At 41.7% G+C, this 17,850-nt stretch carries 18 protein-coding genes; 6 read left to right on the top strand and 12 right to left on the bottom strand.

Annotated elements, in window-relative coordinates:
* Positions 1–258: 258 nt before the first annotated feature.
* The 4 genes from D8849_RS07535 to D8849_RS07555 form a co-directional block, all read right to left on the bottom strand.
* Positions 259–2,223 carry a peptide ABC transporter substrate-binding protein gene (locus D8849_RS07535; RefSeq protein WP_125386663.1) on the bottom strand — a complete coding sequence of 655 codons (1,965 nt, stop codon included), beginning with the start codon at positions 2,221–2,223 and terminating at the stop codon, positions 259–261.
* A 136-nt stretch (positions 2,224–2,359) separates the two neighbouring features.
* Positions 2,360–2,494: a 50S ribosomal protein L34 gene (rpmH, locus tag D8849_RS07540; RefSeq protein ID WP_000831905.1), complete on the bottom strand. Its 135-nt coding sequence runs from the start codon at positions 2,492–2,494 to the stop codon at positions 2,360–2,362.
* Positions 2,495–2,638: 144 nt separating this feature from the next.
* Positions 2,639–3,853: a pyridoxal phosphate-dependent aminotransferase gene (locus D8849_RS07545; RefSeq protein ID WP_045605483.1), complete on the bottom strand. Its 1,215-nt coding sequence runs from the start codon at positions 3,851–3,853 to the stop codon at positions 2,639–2,641.
* Positions 3,854–4,115: 262 nt separating this feature from the next.
* Positions 4,116–4,418: a hypothetical protein gene (locus D8849_RS07555; protein WP_033681216.1), complete on the bottom strand. Its 303-nt coding sequence runs from the start codon at positions 4,416–4,418 to the stop codon at positions 4,116–4,118.
* Between the two features lie 161 nt (positions 4,419–4,579).
* On the opposite strand from D8849_RS07555, the gene D8849_RS07560 reads away from it, so the two are divergent.
* The gene (locus D8849_RS07560) at positions 4,580–5,032 is read left to right on the top strand and encodes a universal stress protein (protein WP_000079148.1); all 453 of its coding nucleotides are present in this window, start codon (positions 4,580–4,582) and stop codon (positions 5,030–5,032) included.
* A 137-nt stretch (positions 5,033–5,169) separates the two neighbouring features.
* Here D8849_RS07560 and D8849_RS07570 read toward each other — a convergent pair whose 3' ends face one another.
* A complete protein-coding gene (locus tag D8849_RS07570) occupies positions 5,170–6,561 on the bottom strand; it encodes a Cof-type HAD-IIB family hydrolase (protein ID WP_049487902.1) in 1,392 nt (463 codons plus the stop codon).
* Between the two features lie 65 nt (positions 6,562–6,626).
* Between D8849_RS07570 and D8849_RS07575 the strand changes: the two genes are divergently transcribed.
* A complete protein-coding gene (locus D8849_RS07575; RefSeq protein WP_033681212.1) occupies positions 6,627–7,589 on the top strand; it encodes an asparaginase in 963 nt (320 codons plus the stop codon).
* Between the two features lie 53 nt (positions 7,590–7,642).
* Here the strand turns inward: D8849_RS07575 and ccpA are convergent, their stop codons facing one another.
* Positions 7,643–8,653, bottom strand: coding sequence for a catabolite control protein A (gene ccpA / locus D8849_RS07580; protein WP_001090628.1), 1,011 nt, complete (start codon positions 8,651–8,653; stop codon positions 7,643–7,645).
* Between the two features lie 237 nt (positions 8,654–8,890).
* Here ccpA and D8849_RS07585 point away from each other — a divergent pair, with 237 nt between their 5' ends.
* Positions 8,891–9,208, top strand: coding sequence for a DUF960 domain-containing protein (locus tag D8849_RS07585; protein ID WP_000886035.1), 318 nt, complete (start codon positions 8,891–8,893; stop codon positions 9,206–9,208).
* Between the two features lie 69 nt (positions 9,209–9,277).
* Entirely contained in the window at positions 9,278–9,442 is a 165-nt protein-coding gene (locus D8849_RS10475; protein WP_185756231.1) for a hypothetical protein, read from the top strand.
* A gap of 8 nt (positions 9,443–9,450) precedes the next feature.
* Here the strand turns inward: D8849_RS10475 and folK are convergent, their stop codons facing one another.
* The 6 genes from folK to D8849_RS07620 all read right to left on the bottom strand — a co-directional run bounded on the left by folK (position 9,451) and on the right by D8849_RS07620 (position 15,411).
* Positions 9,451–10,263 carry a 2-amino-4-hydroxy-6-hydroxymethyldihydropteridine diphosphokinase gene (gene folK / locus D8849_RS07595; RefSeq protein ID WP_125386664.1) on the bottom strand — a complete coding sequence of 271 codons (813 nt, stop codon included), beginning with the start codon at positions 10,261–10,263 and terminating at the stop codon, positions 9,451–9,453.
* Positions 10,264–10,305: 42 nt separating this feature from the next.
* Positions 10,306–10,860, bottom strand: coding sequence for a GTP cyclohydrolase I FolE (gene folE / locus D8849_RS07600; RefSeq protein ID WP_125386665.1), 555 nt, complete (start codon positions 10,858–10,860; stop codon positions 10,306–10,308).
* Positions 10,841–12,163, bottom strand: coding sequence for a bifunctional folylpolyglutamate synthase/dihydrofolate synthase (locus D8849_RS07605; RefSeq protein ID WP_125386666.1), 1,323 nt, complete (start codon positions 12,161–12,163; stop codon positions 10,841–10,843). Before D8849_RS07605 ends, folE begins: the two co-directional genes overlap by 20 nt.
* 1 nt (position 12,164) lies before the next feature.
* Positions 12,165–13,139: a dihydropteroate synthase gene (gene folP / locus D8849_RS07610; RefSeq protein ID WP_185756226.1), complete on the bottom strand. Its 975-nt coding sequence runs from the start codon at positions 13,137–13,139 to the stop codon at positions 12,165–12,167.
* A gap of 93 nt (positions 13,140–13,232) precedes the next feature.
* The gene (locus D8849_RS07615; protein ID WP_061590022.1) at positions 13,233–13,940 is read right to left on the bottom strand and encodes a CPBP family intramembrane glutamic endopeptidase; all 708 of its coding nucleotides are present in this window, start codon (positions 13,938–13,940) and stop codon (positions 13,233–13,235) included.
* Positions 13,941–13,992: 52 nt separating this feature from the next.
* Positions 13,993–15,411, bottom strand: coding sequence for an NCS2 family permease (locus tag D8849_RS07620; protein WP_125386668.1), 1,419 nt, complete (start codon positions 15,409–15,411; stop codon positions 13,993–13,995).
* A gap of 189 nt (positions 15,412–15,600) precedes the next feature.
* On the opposite strand from D8849_RS07620, the gene D8849_RS07625 reads away from it, so the two are divergent.
* Both D8849_RS07625 and adhP read left to right on the top strand, forming a co-directional pair.
* Complete coding sequence (locus D8849_RS07625; RefSeq protein ID WP_125386669.1) at positions 15,601–16,413, top strand: Cof-type HAD-IIB family hydrolase; 813 nt, start codon at positions 15,601–15,603, stop codon at positions 16,411–16,413.
* 224 nt (positions 16,414–16,637) lie between these two features.
* The gene (adhP, locus tag D8849_RS07630; protein WP_042749984.1) at positions 16,638–17,657 is read left to right on the top strand and encodes an alcohol dehydrogenase AdhP; all 1,020 of its coding nucleotides are present in this window, start codon (positions 16,638–16,640) and stop codon (positions 17,655–17,657) included.
* Positions 17,658–17,850: the final 193 nt, after the last annotated feature.

Here is a 17,850-nt window from a genome sequence, read left to right on the forward strand (position 1 = left end):
GAAAATCAAAGAGCAAACTAGGAAGCTAGCCGCAGGCTGCTCAAAGCACTGCTTTGAGGTCGTAGATGAAACTGACGAAGTCAGCTCAAAACACTGTTTTGAGGTTGCAGATGAAACTGACGAAGTCAGCTCAAAACACTGTTTTGAGGTTGTAGATAGAACTGACGAAGTCAGTAACATATATATACGGTAAGGCAACGCTGACGTGGTTTGAAGAGATTTTCGAAGAGTATTAACTGAAAAGCATGACTAGGAATATCATTGAATATGGTTAGCTAAATCTTCCTGAGCTTTTTTATTTGACTCAGCTTTTTCTTTCAGCCATTTTTCATAGAGTTCTTGGTACTGTTTAGCAGTTACTGGCTCTTTTTGCAATTCAACATATTTGTAGTTGTCCGCATTTCCTTTATGACCAACGAATGAGAATGGACCTGTAAACGGTACACTCTTACGGAAGATTGGGTTGGCTCCACCACTTTGAACTGGTAGGAAGAGGGCACTATCTGTCAACCAAGCTTGGGCTTCAGCATATTTTTCATAGCGAGCTTGAGTATCTGTGATTTCAGCGTCTGCCTGATCCAAGAGTTTCTTGTAGTCAGCAAGACCAATCTTATCCTTAACTTCCTTGTCTTTTCCTTCAGACAAGCCCATGTTTTTCAACTGAGAACCTGTCTCTGGGTCTAGAATCGCTAGGTAAGTCTTAGGATCTGAGTAGTCTCCACCCCATCCTGAGATGTCGATATCGTAGTCTTTTTGTTCTGCTGTATCTGCAAAGTAGGTTGCTTGGTCTTTTTCATCTGGAGAAAGTTGGATAACATCGATGACCACATTCTCCTTACCAAGGGTTTCTTCCACTGTTTGTTTGAAAGAGCCGGCCTGTTGCACATCTAATTTAGCAGTCTGGTCAACTGGCATATCCAAATGAATTGGGAAGGTTACTCCCTGTGCTTGCAGACTTTCTTTGGCCTTGGCAAACTTCTCTTTGGCTTTATCAGGATTCAAGAAGGCTTGCTTACCATCGTTTAGATTGATATTTGCCCAATCTTTACCATAGTTGACAATTTTCTCATTAACAACATCACCGAAGTTCTTATCACCAACTTGGACAAAGTCACTTGGTGTAACCGTATTACGCAAGATACGGTCTGCTCCTTCTTCACCATTTGTCTGTGCTGCATAAGCATGACGGTCAAAGGCAAAGTTGATAGCCTGACGGAAATCCTTATTTTGCATAGCTGCGCGTGAATCTGTCTTTTCCTTATCAGACTGTTTCATCGTCTGCTTGTAGCTTTGACGATTCACGTTGAAAAGATAATAGAAAGTAACTGAGTTTTGTGGTGTGTAGGTAATCTTGTCCTCATTGCCCTTCTTGAGTTCAGCAAAGACTGAACTTGTTGGGAAGATACGGCCATCTGTATAATTACCATCCAAGAAACCTCTTGCAATGCTGTCTTGATCAGAACCGTCAAAGAATGAGAGTTTCACTTTCTCGATTTTAACATTATCCTTATCCCAGTAATTAGGGTTTTTGTCAAGTTCAATCAAAGATTTGGATGTGAAGGATTTAAACAAGTAAGGACCATTTGACAAAATACTTGATGGTGTCACACTTCCAAAATCATCTCCCTGAGACTTCAAGAAGGCTTCATTTACAGGACTAAGGATACTTGCTGTTGTTTTAGAGTTCCAATAAGTTTCAGGTTGGTTGAGAGTATATTGTAGAGTGTAATCATCCACTGCCTTAACACCAACAGTTTCAAAATCAGATGATTTTCCTTCAACATAGTCTGCTAGACCCTTAATAGAGTCTTGTACCAAGTACAAGTTTTCAGCCTTTTTATCAGCCGCATACTTAAGACCTGTCACAAAGTCATGAGCGGTTACATCTGCATACTCTTCTCCTTCAGAAGTGTACCATTTAGCCCCCTGACGGATTTTATAAGTGTAGGTCAAACCATCTTTTGACACCGTCCATGACTCAGCCATAGAGGGAATGAGATTGCCATACTGGTCGTTTTCCAACAAACCATCAATCAAGTTGGTTGTGATACTAGATGTAGAGTCTCGGGTAGAAGTAATATAATCCAAGGTATCTGGGTTATTGACAAAGATATAAGAGTACGTCTTGTCTGCATTACTTGATTGAGATGATCCACATGCCGCTAAAGCTAGACCTGCTGTCAAAGCTACAGCTCCAAAAAGCATAACTTTTGATTTCTTCATGATTATTCTCCATTTTTACAGTATGTGAAATATTATACACTATTCGAGCAAAAATATAAAGCTTTTTGTACTTTTTTACAAAAATAAAAATCAGTAGACTCGAGTTCCTACTGATTTTTGTTATGGTTCGTTTGGATTATGCAGCCAAAACTTTGCGTCCTTTACGACGACGAGCTGCCAATACGCGACGACCGTTTTTAGTTGACATACGGTTACGGAATCCGTGTTTGCGCGCACGACGAAGTTTACTTGGTTGATAAGTACGTTTCACGATGAATACCTCCTCATAGATTTTGTATTCGTTTAGCCGGCTATAAAGTGATCAGTTACTAAACATACTTTACTATTCTATCTGATTCTTTTACTTTTGTCAATAGCTCAAGGCAAATGTTTCCAGCTTTTTCGAATGTAAGCCCTATCTACGATACTGTTTCAAGAAACGAGTCATCTTTTCTTGGATTTGGGCTAGTTCATCAACACGAGGAAGGTAAACAATACGGAAGTGGTCTGGTTCCTGCCAGTTAAAGCCTCGACCATGAACCAAGAGAACCTTTTCCTGCTTCAAGAAATCAAGGACAAATTGCTCATCATCATCGATACGGTACATATTGCGGTCGATTTTAGGGAAGATATAGAGCCCAGCCTTGGGTTTAACCGCAGACAAACCTGGAATCTCTTGAATAGCATTGTAGATGAAGTTTCTTTGTTCATAAATCCTACCACCTGGAAGGAGCAATTCATCGACTGATTGGTGACCACCCAAGGAAGTTTGCACGACTTGTTGAGCTAAAACGTTAGAGCAAAGGCGCATATTGGACAGCATATTGAGCCCTTCGATATAGCCCTTGACATGAGTCTTAGGTCCAGACAAGACCATCCAACCTACACGGAAACCAGCGATACGGTGAGATTTTGATAGACCATTCATGCTGACACAGAAAACATCTGGTGCCAAGCTAGCGACAGGCGTATGCACATGACCATCCATGACCATGCGGTCGTAAATTTCATCCGCAAAGATAATCAAATCATTTTGACGGGCAATCTCAATAATCTCCAGCAAGAGTTCCTTAGGATAAAGAGCTCCAGTTGGGTTATTTGGATTGATAAGGACGATTGCCTTGGTATTGGAAGTGATTTTTGACTTAATATCGTCAATATCTGGGTACCATTCTGCAGCTTCATCACAGACATAGTGAACGGCATTTCCCCCAGCTAGGCTGACAGCTGCTGTCCAGAGAGGATAGTCTGGCATTGGCACCAAGACCTCATCCCCATTGTCCAAAAGCCCCTGCATGGACATAACAATCAACTCACTAACACCATTTCCAAGGTAAATATCATCAATATCCACATTTGGGAATTTCTTCAACTGGCAATACTGCATGATAGCCTTACGGGCTGAGAAAATTCCTTTAGAGTCAGAATACCCTTCACTATCCCGCGCATTCATAATCAAGTCATGAATGACCTCGTCTGGCGCTGTAAAGCCAAATTCTGCTGGATTTCCTGTATTCAGACGTAAAATCTTTTCTCCATTTGCTCGCATTCGCATGGCTTCTTCCAAAACAGGACCACGGATATCATAAGCAACATGCTCTAACTTACTAGACTTGTTATATTCTTTCATCTTGTTTCCTCAATTCATCAGGATAGTAACATTATACCACTAGAAAGGGAATGCGACAAGTTTACTGAAATGTGTTATACTCTTCGAAAATCAAATTCAAACCACGTCAACGTCGCCTTGCCGTACTCAAGTACAGCCTGCGGCTAGTTTCCTAGTTTGCTCTTTGATTTTCATTGAGTTTTACTAGATTAAGATAGAAGAAAAACCTCGCTAAAAGCGAGGTCAAGACAGGGGAGATAGCAGTTATTTTGACAAAGACAGATCACATACCAAAAGATAAACCTAGAAAAAGCAAGCCTAAAAAGGAGTCATAGAGAAGATTGAACATGAGGAAAAGCCCCCATATCATCAAGTAATCCCAACGCCCACTTCGTTTTGCAACCAGGAATAATAGAAAATGGTAGAGTAGGTGAAAGACTAAAAAGCCAACAAAACCTGGATAGAGAAGCGGAATTAGCTTCTCTAATTGCCAGACCATGATAACTTCTAGCAAGACTGAAGCTAGGATGATTCCATAATAAAGGAAATTTGAATTTTTTGTTTCTTGAAAAGAGCTTTTCATCATTCTCCCTCCCTTCACTTGTTTCCTGCTATCCTTTCTTTTATTTTATCATATATTTATATAGTTTTTAAGCGCTAACATTCTTTTGAAAAATACTTTTTTTACTTTACTTCTATAGTGAAAAGGTTTACAATAATAGTAAGAAAATTTCAGGAGGTTTCATTATGGCACAACGTTACCAAAATATCATGGTCGCAATCGATGGTTCTAAAGAAGCGGACTTGGCTTTTGTCAAGGGAGTTCATTCTGCTCTACGAAACGACGCTAAGCTCACCATCGCACATGTCATTGACACACGCGCGCTCCAAAGCGTATCCACCTTTGATGCTGAAGTTTACGAAGAACTCCAAGTCGACGCTGAAAGTCTGATGAAAGAGTACGAAAAACGTGCTAAAGATGCTGGTGTGGCAGATGTTCATATCGTCATTGAAATGGGAAATCCAAAAACCCTCTTGGCACGTACTATTCCCGATGCTGAAGAAGTGGACCTCATCCTCGTTGGCGCAACTGGTCTCAACGCCTTTGAACGCCTCTTGGTCGGTTCTTCATCTGAATACATTCTCCGCCATGCTAAGGTCGATTTGCTGGTGGTGAGAGAACAAGAAAAAACCTTATAATCACAAAGAAAAGGAGCCCCTAGCTCCTTTTTGTTTACTATTTATACTCTTCGAAAATCAAATTCAAACCACGTCAACATCGCCTTGCCGTACTCAAGTACAGCCTGCGGCTAGTTTCCTAGTTTGCTCTTTGATTTTCATTGAGTATTATTTCTCTCTTTATGGCGTTCATAAGCCTTGAGCTGGCGCTGCAGTTCCTTTTTAATCGCAGGTTCTGGAGCATATTTTTCTTCCCAATCATCTGGTTTTAAGATTTTGTGGGTCACTGGATCAAAATGAGCCTTGCCATCTGGGAAAATTTTCCCCATATTGGCCTGATGAACAATATCAAAAATACGTTCTGGATCCACCCCCATCAAAACAAAACTACCATAGGTAAAATAAAGCGTGTCAATCAGGGCATCTACCTGCCCTATCAAATCTTGCTGAGCAGGCGTCTTCTTAGCTACTTTATCTGCTGCCTTATCAAGAGCTTGATGAAGTTGCGATAGTGCTTGACCAAAGTCCTCTTCAGAGGGACTGGCTGCTCGAACAAACTCCACCAATTCTTCTATTTTAAAGCCAGCCCTGTGGGTTGCACCTTCTAAATCCCAAGCTCGTGGTTCTTCTTGGGTCCGTTCATCCATCATGTGGTGGAAGGTCTTGACCTTATTGAAATGATAGTCACGGCTGACAAAGACTTTTTCTGAGGCCAGAACACCAAAATGTTCCAAGGCCTTGTGGATTCCGTCTTGCTGATTGCTAGTGGTAATGTGCTTAGCCACTTCCTTAACACTGCTACTACCATTTCCCATAGCGACCGACATACCGACACCCGCCAGCATTTCTAGGTCGTTATCTGAGTCACCAAAGGCCATGACTTGGTTGAGGTCAAAGCCATATTCTTTCCCGACTCGGCGTATGCCTTCCAATTTAGAGTTTCCTTGATTGATGACATCTGCTGCAAAAGGATTGCTACGTGTCAATTTCAAATCTTCAAAATCAGCTGCTGCCTTCTCAGATTCTTCTGGTGTCATCAGCATCAAAACTTGGTAGATGGGCTGATTCATTAGATCAAGTAGGTCTTCTTCCTTTTGGGGAACAACCTTGCTGACCATGCGATTAAAGGAATGACTCACTGTCCGAGTTAAAACCGAGGGAACGAAGCGACTGATTCGTTGGGAAAAAGAACCCAAACCAAAGGACATGATTTTAGAACCCAACATGGCATCCTTGGTCCCTAGGGCAATCTCCTTACCCTCTTTTTTAGCATACGTAATGAGCTGGCGCAAATGTAACTTGGAAATTGGACTCGTGAACAAGACTCTGTCTTTAGTAAAGATATACTGGCCATTGTAGGTTACCGCAAAATCCAGATCCAAATCATCCATCAATTCCTTAACAAAAAAAGGTCCTCGACCTGTCGCTACGCCAACAAGCACCCCTTGTTCTTTGACAATTTTAATCGCGTCCTTAGTGGATTTCAAAACACTCTTGCGATCGTTGACCAAGGTTCCATCGATATCAAAAAAAACAGCTTTGACTTCCATCCTATCCCAATCTCCCCTTTTGTGATACAATGATTATACCACATTTCAGAAAGAGTGAGTAAATCATGCCTAAGAAAATCCTTGTTTTACATACGGGCGGAACTATTTCCATGCAGGCCGATGCTTCTGGCGCTGTTGTGACGAGTTCAGATAATCCCATGAACCATGTGTCCAACCCACTTGAAGGAATACAAGTCCACGCCTTGGACTTTTTTAACCTGCCAAGTCCTCATATCAAACCCAAGCATATGCTAGCCCTCTACCAAAAAATCAAAGAGGAAGCAGATAACTACGATGGAGTGGTGATCACACACGGGACCGATACTTTAGAGGAAACAGCCTATTTCCTTGATACCATGGAAGTTCCCCATATGCCTATCGTTCTAACAGGTGCCATGCGCAGCTCCAATGAACTCGGCAGTGATGGTGTTTATAATTACCTAAGTGCTTTACGAGTAGCTAGTGATGACAAGGCTGCTGACAAAGGTGTTTTGGTTGTGATGAACGATGAAATCCATGCCGCCAAGTATGTTACCAAAACACATACGACCAACGTCAGCACCTTCCAGACTCCAACACACGGGCCACTTGGTCTGATTATGAAACAGGAAATCCTCTACTTCAAAACAGCTGAGCCCCGTGTTCGCTTTGACCTTGATCACATACAAGGATTAGTCCCTATCATCTCTGCTTATGCTGGTATGACAGATGAGCTGATTGATATGCTGGATTTAGACCAATTGAACGGTTTGATTATCCAAGCCTTCGGAGCTGGTAATATTCCCAAAGAAACTGCTCAAAAATTAGAAATGCTTCTACAAAAAGGAATCCCAGTCGCTCTAGTATCACGATGCTTTAACGGTATTGCAGAACCTGTTTATGCCTACCAGGGTGGGGGCGTGCAGTTGCAAAAATCTGGTGTCTTCTTTGTTAAAGAACTCAACGCCCAAAAAGCCCGTTTGAAACTCCTCATTGCCCTCAATGTCGGACTAACAGGACAGGCTTTGAAAGACTATATGGAAGGCTAAACCTCTTCTCTAGAAAGCAAAATCAGGAAATCTTCTCGATTCCCTGATTTTTTCTATTTCCGTTTTCGTGTCGAACGACGTTCTGTCAAACCATGAGGTAAGAGAACTTCACGTTCTTCCAACTCTTCTTTGTGCATAATCTTAGTCAACATACGCATACTAATAGCACCAAGGTCATAAAGAGGTTGGGCGATAGTTGTCAAGTTTGGACGGGTAAAGCGTGAGACTTGCGAATCATCACTAGTAATGATTTCAAACTCTTCTGGTACTGACACACCCTTATCAGCAAGGCCGTTCAAGACACCCGCTGCCAACTCATCACCTGTTACAACTGCTGCAGTTGCGTTTGATGAAATCAAGCGTTCTGCCAAGGCATAACCATCTTCATAAGTGTATTTAGATTCAAATACCAATCCTTCGCTATAAGAAATACCTGCTTTTTTCAAGGCTTCCTTGTAGCCAACCAAACGAACCTTACCATTGATATCATCCACTAGTGGACCGCTAACGAAAGCAATGCGCTCATTTTCTTTAGCAAGGTAGGTTACTGCATCAATCGTTGCTTGTTTGTAGTCAATATTGACACTTGGAAGCTGATGTTCTACATCCACAGTTCCTGCAAGAACAACTGGTGTTCGAGAACGAGAAAACTCTGAACGAATTTTTTCAGTCAAGTGGTACCCCATAAAGATGATACCATCCACTTGCTTAGAAAATAGTGTATTGACAACTGAAACTTCCTTGTCATCGTCCTCATCACTATTAGCAAGGACAATATTGTACTTGTACATTTCAGCGATATCATCAATCCCTTTAGCAAGCGTTGAGAAATAACCATTGGTGATATTGGGGATCACGACACCGACAGTGGTTGTCTTTTTACTTGCAAGACCACGCGCCACAGCATTTGGACGGTAATCCAAACGATCAATCACCTCGAGTACTTTTTTACGGGTATTCTCTTTTACATTCTTATTGCCATTGACTACACGGCTAACTGTCGCCATTGAAACACCTGCTTCACGGGCGACATCATAAATCGTTACTGTATCGTCTGTATTCATTCCATTTCCTTTCTATATCATACCTCACGAGACTCCAAAAAAAGAGACGGTATGAAAATTTCGTTTTCATGGTTCTACTTATTCCATTTTATCACTATTTGTAAACACTTTCAAGCGTTTTTTGAAGATTATTTGAAAAAATTTCATAGGAAGCTATGTTTATGAAGAAAAAATCACCTTTTCTTGATTTTTAATCCTATTTGCTGTATGATAAGGGAAAAGAAAGGGGGAAGAAATATGGCTTTTACCAATACCCACATGCGGTCGGCTAGTTTTGGCATTGTTACCAGCTTGCCTGATGATGTCATTGACTCTTTTTGGTATATCATCGACCACTTCTTAAAAAATGTCTTTGAATTGGAAGAAGAACTTGAGTTTCAATTGCTCAATAACCAAGGAAAAATTACCTTCCACTTTTCAAGTCAACATCTCCCTACAGCCATTGATTTTGACTTTAACCACCCTTTCGACCCTCTTTATCCCCCCAGAGTCTTGGTTTTAGACATGGATGGTAGAGAGACTATCCTCCTCCCAGAAGAAAATGACCTATTTTAATGCTCAATGAAAATCAAAGAGCAAACTAGGAAGCTAGCCGCAGGTTGCTCAAAACACTGTTTTGAGGTTGTGGATAGAACTGACGAAGTCAGCTCAAAACATCGTTTTGAGGTTGCAGATGAAACTGACGAAGTCAGTAACCATACCTACGGTAAGGCGACGCTGATGTGGTTTGAAGAGATTTTCGAAGAGTATAAAAACTCTAGCCTTCAGTTGCAAGTGACTGAAAACTAGAGTTTTTTCTATTTTTTCAAAGCATTATACAAGTTGCGGATCGGTTGCTTTAATGTCGGATGGATAAAATGAGGCGCAATTTCCTGTAAGGACTCAAGAACAAAAAGGCGTTCCGCTATGTAAGGATGAGGCAAAATAAGGTCATCTGTATAAAGGACCTGGTCCTCCACAAAGAGCAAGTCCAAATCAATCAAACGAGGCCCCCAATGTACTTTTCTCACCCGTCCCATCTCTGACTCAATGGCTAACAAGGTCTCTAATAGAACTGGGGCAGGCAACCAGGTTTCAACCTCAACCACTTGATTAGCAAAGCTATCTTGCTCCACACCACCCCAAGGCTCCGTCGCCAAGACACTGGACTCTTTGAGAATATGGATACCTCGAGCTCGCATTTTCTCAATGGCTTGTTTCAAATTTGCTTGTTTATCTCCCATATTGCTTCCTAGGGCGATAAAGGCTCGTTGCTTGCGGCGATGAATGGTTACCGAGCAAGTATCTAGTGGCAAATGCACCGGTGCCCAAGGTTTTTTCAGTTCCAACTTCATTTCTTCGACAAGAGGATAAGCCTCAAAAGTACGTTCCACCAGTTTATAAGCTACCGTTTCAATCAAATCTTCACTCGTTTCCTGAAACCAAGTCGTCCACTGCTGACACAGTTCTCCATAATGGACAGAAGCCGTTAAATCCAAGTCTGTAGCCGCCTTGGTCATATCATAGGATAGGATAGCTGAAACGACAAACTTTTGCCCCAATTCTTTCTCACTCGGAAAAAGACCATGATAGGCAAAAATTTCCAAATCCTTAATCTGCAGTTGATCCATAATGATTCCTTTCTAGAAAAATCCGCCCAAAGCGGATTTTTTTTACAGTCCCATTAAACGATAAGCCTGGTCTCGGAGGTCCTTATCTGTTTCAAATAGACCACGAGCTACTGTCGTCAAGGTTGCTGTGCCTGGTTTTCTGACACCACGCATGCTCATACACATATGTTCCGCCTCAATGACAACAAAGGCTCCTTTAGCACCTAGATAGTCCATCAAGGCATCGGCTACTTCGATATTCAAACGTTCTTGAATTTGCGGCTTTTTAGAATAAACTTCAACCGTACGGGCTAGCTTAGACAAACCTGCCACACGGCCATCTGGAATGTAGGCAATATGTGCTCTCCCATAAAATGGTAGAAAGTGGTGTTCACACATGGTATGGAAAAAGATATCCTTTTCTACCACCATATTATCGTCAATAATCTCAAAGGATTTTGACAAATGTTCCTCCGCTGTTTGACCAAGACCTGAAAAAATCTCTTGGTACATACGAGCCACACGAGCAGGTGTTTCCTGCAAGCCCTCGCGGTTAGCGTCCTCTCCGACGGCCTCGATAATCATTTTTACAGCTACTTCAATCTTTTGTGTATCCATTTTCGTTTTTCCTCTCCATCAGATAGGCTCTCACTTGGCTCAAGAAATACAAGGAACCCGTGACAATCCTAACTGTTTGTTTCTCTTCTTTTTTATCTGTCAATTTCTGCTCTAGAAAATCCTGCCAACCCTGATAGCTGAGATTTCTAGACTTGGCTGCCTCTTTCAGCACGTTTTCATCAGTCGCCCGACTATCGTCAAAATGTGTCAGAGTAAGCTCGGTATCTGGCATGGCCCCCAGCAAGTCCAACATATCCTCCAAGGCCTTGGTTTTGATACAAGTAAAGAGGATTTCCTTACGATAATCCGCAAAGCGTTCTTGCAAGGTTGCTAATAAAGCCTTGATAGCATGGGGATTGTGGGCTCCATCCAAAATCATCAAGGGTTCTCTTGACACTACCTCCAGACGCCCCGGCCATCTTGTTTCTTCCAGAGCTTGAGCAAGCAAGGTATTAGCTGGTAGCTCTCGACCATCTTCTTGACAAAAAGTATCAAGTAAAGCTATGGCCATCCCAGCATTCTCTATCTGGTGCAAGCCAAGCAGGCCAGTCTGGAAGCGACCTTGCCTGACAACACTTGTATAGTCAAAGACTTCACCCGTTACCACACTCTTTTGATGGCTGATCTGATAATCTGCCCCGTAGGCAAGTCTCGGCGCATTTTTATCTTCCGCAATGCGGTCAATCACAGCCAAAGCTTCTGGAGCAATACGCCCTGTTACCAAGGGAATCCCTTGTTTGATAATACCTGCCTTCTGCTCTGCTATGGCCTCCAAAGTGTCACCAAGTAGGGCTACATGATCCAATCCAATAGTCGTAATTCCTGTCAAAATGGGCTGGCAAACATTGGTACTATCCAAAAGTCCACCCATGCCCACTTCCATGATAGCCACATCTACTTGCTCTAAGGCAAAGTAGTCATAGGCTATGGCTGTGATAATCTCAAACTCGGTTGTGCCCTGTAAATTAGCGGCCGCTTCTCCCTCCAACAAAGACTGATAGTCTGCCATGAGGGCTTCTAGTCTCGCTTCTGGGATAGATTCCCCATTGATGCTAATCTGATCTGTGTAATGAATGAGATAGGGCGAGCTAAACACGCCAACTCTCAGCCCTAGCTTTTCTAGCATCTTTTTCAAAAAAGCAATGGTCGAACCCTTGCCATTGGTCCCTCCGATATGGATGACCTTGAGTTTGAGATGGGGATTGCCACGCAAAGCTAATAGTTCCTCCATTCGTTCCAAGCCAAAATGCGGTTGATCCGTCCGGTAGTTGGCAATCCACTGATTATTTTCAAATTCTTTCATCTTATTTATATTGTTTTAAATCTAAATCTTCCGCTTCATCAGCCAGACGAATGGCAGAGGCAATTTCAACTGCCATCCTGTGACTAACTACATCATGCACGCGCACCACTTCCACACCCTGTCTCGCAGCGATACTGGTTACATGAGCCGAAGCCGTATCCCGATTTCGGAAACCAAGCTCTGTCTCAGGATTGACTTCAAAACCACTTTCTTCAAGGATATTGATGACAAAGCGCTTGCGCGACACTCCAAGAAAGATTGGATAGCCCTTCTGATGTAGTTTATCCAGGTCCCGTAAAAGAAGCAGATTTTCTTTCTTGGTCAGACCAAAGCCAATTCCTGGATCCAACAAGATATTTTCTGGTGCAATACCAGCTTCCTCTGCTCTCGCTAGTGCTCGTTCAAAGAAAGCCTCCATCAATTCTTCGATTGTCAATTTTTCAAAGTCAGCTAACTCTTCCTCTGTAAAAGCTTGTCCAAAACCAAAATGAGGGAAGATGAGCGAGCTAGGGTGCTGAGGTCGTGCCATAACTGGATTAAACATAATGACTACTTTCGCTCTCGCTTCAGCTACCACATGAGCCATTTTTTCATCACCCATGAGACCAGTGATATCATTAACTAGATTAGCACCAGCAGCCAAAGCGGCCTCTGCCACCTGGCTCTTCCAAGTATCGATAGAAATAAGGACATCACTTTCCTTGCGAATCGCTTTAATCACTGGAACAACACGCTGGATTTCCTCTTCTATCTCAACATAGCTACTTCCCGGCCGAGTTGATTCTCCACCGATATCGAGCATGCTGGCTCCTTCTGCTATCAATTTACGAGCCTGCTGGAGTGCTTGCTCAAGAGCAAAAAATTGACCACCGTCCGAAAAGGAGTCTGGGGTTACATTGATAATTCCGCAAATAGCTGTTTTTGCATGATTTGCTTTACTTGACATATCGGTCACTCCCTCAAGGCTTTTCACCATATTATTTCTCTATTTTACCATAAAAAGAAAAAGATGGACACGATTGAATTCATCTTTTTCCCAGTAGAAACAAGTAAGCAATTGTCAAAAATCTTAAACAGAAAGCCCTAATGTCCGACTCAAAATCACCACGAGAGCCAACAAACAGAAAGCAACCCCATTCACAATCATGTGAAGTAAGATAGACATTTCTAAACGTTGGGTCTTGTAAGCCGTCCAAGATAGAACTGTCGACATACCTCCATAAATCAATAAAGAAGGTAAATTACTTGGTTGATGCAATAAAGCAAAGACAATCGTACCAACTACAAATCCCAAGTTCTCTTTTCCTCGGAAAATCTTTTTAGGAACAATCCCACGGCACAAGATTTCCTCACAAATTGGAGCAAGCAAGGCCAATAAGAAGAAACTGGAAATCAGAGAACTATTCTGAACCATATCGTTAATCTGAGACTGGTTACTTGTTGTCGTCTCATTTGACAGTTGTAACAAGATAGATCCAAGTATATTTGACCCGATAATAACTAAATAACTCAAGCCCAAACGTGCCAAATCCTTCGCTCTAAAAAAAGAAAAATTAAAACTTGCTAACTGCGTTTTACGAGCTCCAATAATAAATAGTGCCAGAACTACAATCGAAATACCAGCAACTATCAACCCTGACTGCAACAGTGGTACTGCATTTAAAGTTAAAATAGCAGTAACCCCTATAGGAATCTGATATAAAATTGTCGCCAGCAAAAAGATTAACAACCAACCTGCACGATTCAATAATTCTTTCCACATATTTTTCTCTTTCATCACCTATCTCCTTGGTATTAAAAAAGGGGAAAAATCCCCCTGGGTAATCCTATTATAAGGCCATGCTGATGTAGTTAAGGATAAACAAGGCATCCAAAATCCAAATCATGACATGAACATCTTTAGCTTGACCTTTGACAAGCTTAGTCAAAGTGTAAGTCAAGAAACCAACTGCAATCCCTTGAGTGATAGAGTAGCTGAATCCCATAAAGATAGATGTGAAGAAAGCAGGAACCGCTTCAGACATATCATCCCAATGGATATTTTTCAAGCTAGCCAACATCATAATCCCAACGATAATCAAGATTGGAGCTGTAGCGGCTGTTGGTACAATCGCTAGAAGTGGGCTAAAGAAGCTTGAGATCGCAAAACAAATTGCCACGACCAAGGCTGTCAAACCAGTACGTCCACCTGCACCGATACCAGCAGCAGACTCAACATAAGTCGTTACGTTCGAAGTACCAGCGATGGCACCAATTGAAGTACCAATCAAGTCAGAGTAAAGAGCCTTGTCCAACTTAGCTGATTGGTGGTTTTCACCATTTGTCGCTACGATACCAACTTTTTCACCTGTACCGATCAAGGTACCAATCGTGTCAAAAATATCTGTCAATGAGAAGGCTAGAATGGCCATCAGAGTTTCAGGCAAGCGAGCTGTATCTGAAATCAAAGCTCCCAAACCTTCTGAACCAAGGGCTGCACCAAAAACTATCTTCAAATCTTCAAAGGCTGCACCAACATGGTTATTAGCAAAATCAATACTAGACAAATCTACCAAACCAACTGCGATAGCAAGAACAGTTGTTGTCAAGATAGAGAGGATAATTCCCCCTTTAATTCCTTTGATAACAAAGAAGATTGTGATAGCAAGTCCTGCAAGAGCCACCAAAACAGCTGGATTATTAAAGTCAACTAATCCTGGAACCGCTGAAGAGTTCGCTGCAATCGTTGCTTTAGCTTTGTCAGCCCCTTCTCCTACAACAGTATAGTTACCTGGATCAATCGTAAATTTCAAAAGTCCAGCATTCTTAATCCCTACATAGGCGAGGAAGACACCGATACCGGCTGAAATAGCTGAGCGAAGGGCATTTGGAATCGATTCAATGATCATTTTACGAACATTTGTCAAGGTAATAATCAATGAAATAATCCCACAGATGAAGACCATAGCTAGGGCTTGTTGCCATGAATAACCAAGCCCGAATACAACTGTAAAGGTAAAGAAGGCATTCAATCCCATACCTGGTGCTTGGGCATAAGGTAAGTTAGCGTAAAAAGCCATCATCAAGGTACCCGCTACTGCACCAATAATCGTCGCTAGGAAGACACCCTGAGCAGGCATCCCTGTTTGTGAAAGCATTTGTGGGTTTACAAAGAGAATATAGCTCATTGCAAAGAAAGTTGTTAAACCAGCGAGAACCTCTGTACGAACGTCTGTACCGTTCTCTTTTAGTTTAAATAATTTGTCCATTATCAATCTCCTTTTAATTTTTACGAACAATAATAGAATTATATCATTTATCATTCACTTTTTCAATATCTTTGTTTGATTTATTTAAGAATTTGATGGAATTTTATTTTTTGTTTGGAATCTGTTTTTCTGCCTGCTTTTTGTTATAATAGTAGACATCTTATCTGAAAAGACACTAGAAAGGTCCATATGACAAAAAAAATTATTGCAGTTGACCTAGATGGAACCTTGCTCAACTCAGACAGTCAAATTTCTGACTTTACCAAAAAAACCATTAAAAAAGTTGCTGAAAAAGGCCATCAGGTTATTATTACGACAGGTCGCCCTTACCGTATGTCAAAAGATTTTTACCGTGAACTGGGCTTAGACACTCCTATGATTAACTTCAACGGTTCCCTCACTCATTTACCAGACCAAGTTTGGAACTTTGAAAAGTGTTTAACCGTAGACAAAAAATATCTGCTAGATATGGTTCAACGTTCAGAGGACATTCAAGCCGATTTTATCGCTGGAGAATATCGTAAAAAATTCTACATTACAAATCCTAATGAAGAAATTGCCAATCCCAAACTATTTGGTGTTGAAGCTTTCCAGCCTGAAGATCAATTTCAGCCTGAGTTGGTAACCAAGGATCCTAACTGTATCTTGTTACAGACCAGAGCTAGTGACAAGTATGCCTTAGCAAAAGAAATGAATGCCTTCTACCAGCATCAACTGTCTATCAATACCTGGGGAGGTCCGCTCAATATCCTTGAGTGTACTCCAAAAGGAGTCAACAAAGCCTTTGCTTTGGACTACTTGCTCAAGGTAATGAACCGCGACAAAAAAGATTTGATTGCTTTTGGAGATGAACACAATGATACCGAAATGCTCGCTTTTGCTGAGAAGGGCTATGCCATGAAAAATGCTAACCCAGAGCTACTCCCTTATGCAGATGAGCAAATCTCACTGACCAACGACCAAGACGGGGTTGCCAAAACCCTGCAAGACTTATTCTTATAGTCCATACTGGCCAGCTTGCGAGCTGGTCTTTGTGCTCTTTTCACAGTCTCATCAACCAGTTAATCGATTATTCTACTTTTTGCATCCAAAACCTTGGAAAAGGCTTTCTTTTGTGATATACTTCACATATAAATACAAGAGAGCTCGTCATACTCGACTCTGTTGACACAAAATCAATCCAGTCCTGTTTCTCCTGCTCTCAGTTAATATCAAGGAGGATAGCTATGAAAGCTGTTGTTGTAAATCCAGAAAGCACTGGTGTTGCTATTGAGGAAAAAGTACTCCGTCCACTTGAAACTGGGGAAGCACTTGTAGAAATTGAATACTGCGGTGTTTGCCACACTGACCTCCACGTTGCCCATGGTGACTTTGGTCAAGTACCAGGACGTGTCCTAGGTCACGAAGGTGTTGGTATCGTTAAAGAAATTGCCCCAGATGTGAAAAGCCTTAAAGTCGGCGACCGCGTCAGCGTTGCTTGGTTCTTTGAAGGATGTGGCACTTGCGAATACTGTACTACTGGCCGCGAAACCCTTTGCCGTACAGTGAAAAATGCCGGCTACTCAGTAGATGGTGGTATGGCTGAACAATGTATCGTAACTGCAGACTATGCTGTTAAAGTTCCTGACGGACTTGATCCAGCCCAAGCTTCTTCGATCACATGTGCTGGTGTAACAACCTATAAAGCTATTAAAGAAGCCAAAGTTGAACCAGGCCAATGGGTTGTTCTTTACGGTGCTGGTGGACTTGGTAACCTAGCTGTTCAATACGCTAAAAAAGTATTCAATGCTCATGTCATCGCAGTTGATATCAACAGTGACAAACTTGCCCTTGCAAAAGAAGTAGGTGCTGACATTGTTATTAACGGACTCGAAGTTGAAGATGTACCTGGATTCATCAAGGAAAAAACTGATGGTGGAGCTCATTCAGCTGTCGTAACTGCTGTGTCTAAAGTTGCCTTCAACCAGGCTGTTGACTCAGTTCGTGCTGGTGGTCGCGTAGTCGCTGTTGGTCTTCCTTCTGAAATGATGGAACTCAGCATCGTCAAAACCGTTCTAGATGGAATCCAAGTCATCGGTTCTCTTGTTGGAACTCGTAAAGACTTGGAAGAAGCCTTCCAATTCGGTGCAGAAGGTTTAGTAGTTCCAGTTGTTCAAAAACGTCCAGTAGAAGATGCTGTAGCCATTTTCGACGAAATGGAAAAAGGTCAAATCCAAGGACGTATGGTACTTGACTTCACCCACTAATCTAATCAAAACCTATTTTAAAAGTTGGAATGCGCTTCCAACTTTTTTATATTAAATTTTAATATCAAAAATTACTATGTCTTCTTGAAACCTTATTATATCAATATCATTAAATACACTATTTAAATGTTTTCTTGAATATTTTATATCAAATAGTTGCTTTTTATATGAAAACGGTTTATACTTATCTAGT

It is taken from the genome of Streptococcus mitis, from assembly GCF_003942765.1.
GTDB classification, from domain to species: Bacteria; Bacillota; Bacilli; order Lactobacillales; family Streptococcaceae; genus Streptococcus; species Streptococcus mitis_BE.

Bases quoted from the DNA above. Each gene is read 5' to 3' on its own strand.
- D8849_RS07535 (WP_125386663.1), bottom strand. From the start codon at position 2,223: ATGAAGAAATCAAAAGTTATGCTTTTTGGAGCTGTAGCTTTGACAGCA.
- D8849_RS07545 (WP_045605483.1), bottom strand. From the start codon at position 3,853: ATGAAAGAATATAACAAGTCTAGTAAGTTAGAGCATGTTGCTTATGAT.
- D8849_RS07555 (WP_033681216.1), bottom strand. From the start codon at position 4,418: ATGATGAAAAGCTCTTTTCAAGAAACAAAAAATTCAAATTTCCTTTAT.
- D8849_RS07560 (WP_000079148.1), top strand. From the start codon at position 4,580: ATGGCACAACGTTACCAAAATATCATGGTCGCAATCGATGGTTCTAAA.
- D8849_RS07570 (WP_049487902.1), bottom strand. From the start codon at position 6,561: ATGGAAGTCAAAGCTGTTTTTTTTGATATCGATGGAACCTTGGTCAAC.
- D8849_RS07575 (WP_033681212.1), top strand. From the start codon at position 6,627: ATGCCTAAGAAAATCCTTGTTTTACATACGGGCGGAACTATTTCCATG.
- ccpA (WP_001090628.1), bottom strand. From the start codon at position 8,653: ATGAATACAGACGATACAGTAACGATTTATGATGTCGCCCGTGAAGCA.
- D8849_RS07585 (WP_000886035.1), top strand. From the start codon at position 8,891: ATGGCTTTTACCAATACCCACATGCGGTCGGCTAGTTTTGGCATTGTT.
- folK (WP_125386664.1), bottom strand. From the start codon at position 10,263: ATGGATCAACTGCAGATTAAGGATTTGGAAATTTTTGCCTATCATGGT.
- folE (WP_125386665.1), bottom strand. From the start codon at position 10,860: ATGGATACACAAAAGATTGAAGTAGCTGTAAAAATGATTATCGAGGCC.
- D8849_RS07605 (WP_125386666.1), bottom strand. From the start codon at position 12,163: ATGAAAGAATTTGAAAATAATCAGTGGATTGCCAACTACCGGACGGAT.
- folP (WP_185756226.1), bottom strand. From the start codon at position 13,139: ATGGTGAAAAGCCTTGAGGGAGTGACCGATATGTCAAGTAAAGCAAAT.
- D8849_RS07615 (WP_061590022.1), bottom strand. From the start codon at position 13,940: ATGAAAGAGAAAAATATGTGGAAAGAATTATTGAATCGTGCAGGTTGG.
- D8849_RS07620 (WP_125386668.1), bottom strand. From the start codon at position 15,411: ATGGACAAATTATTTAAACTAAAAGAGAACGGTACAGACGTTCGTACA.
- D8849_RS07625 (WP_125386669.1), top strand. From the start codon at position 15,601: ATGACAAAAAAAATTATTGCAGTTGACCTAGATGGAACCTTGCTCAAC.
- adhP (WP_042749984.1), top strand. From the start codon at position 16,638: ATGAAAGCTGTTGTTGTAAATCCAGAAAGCACTGGTGTTGCTATTGAG.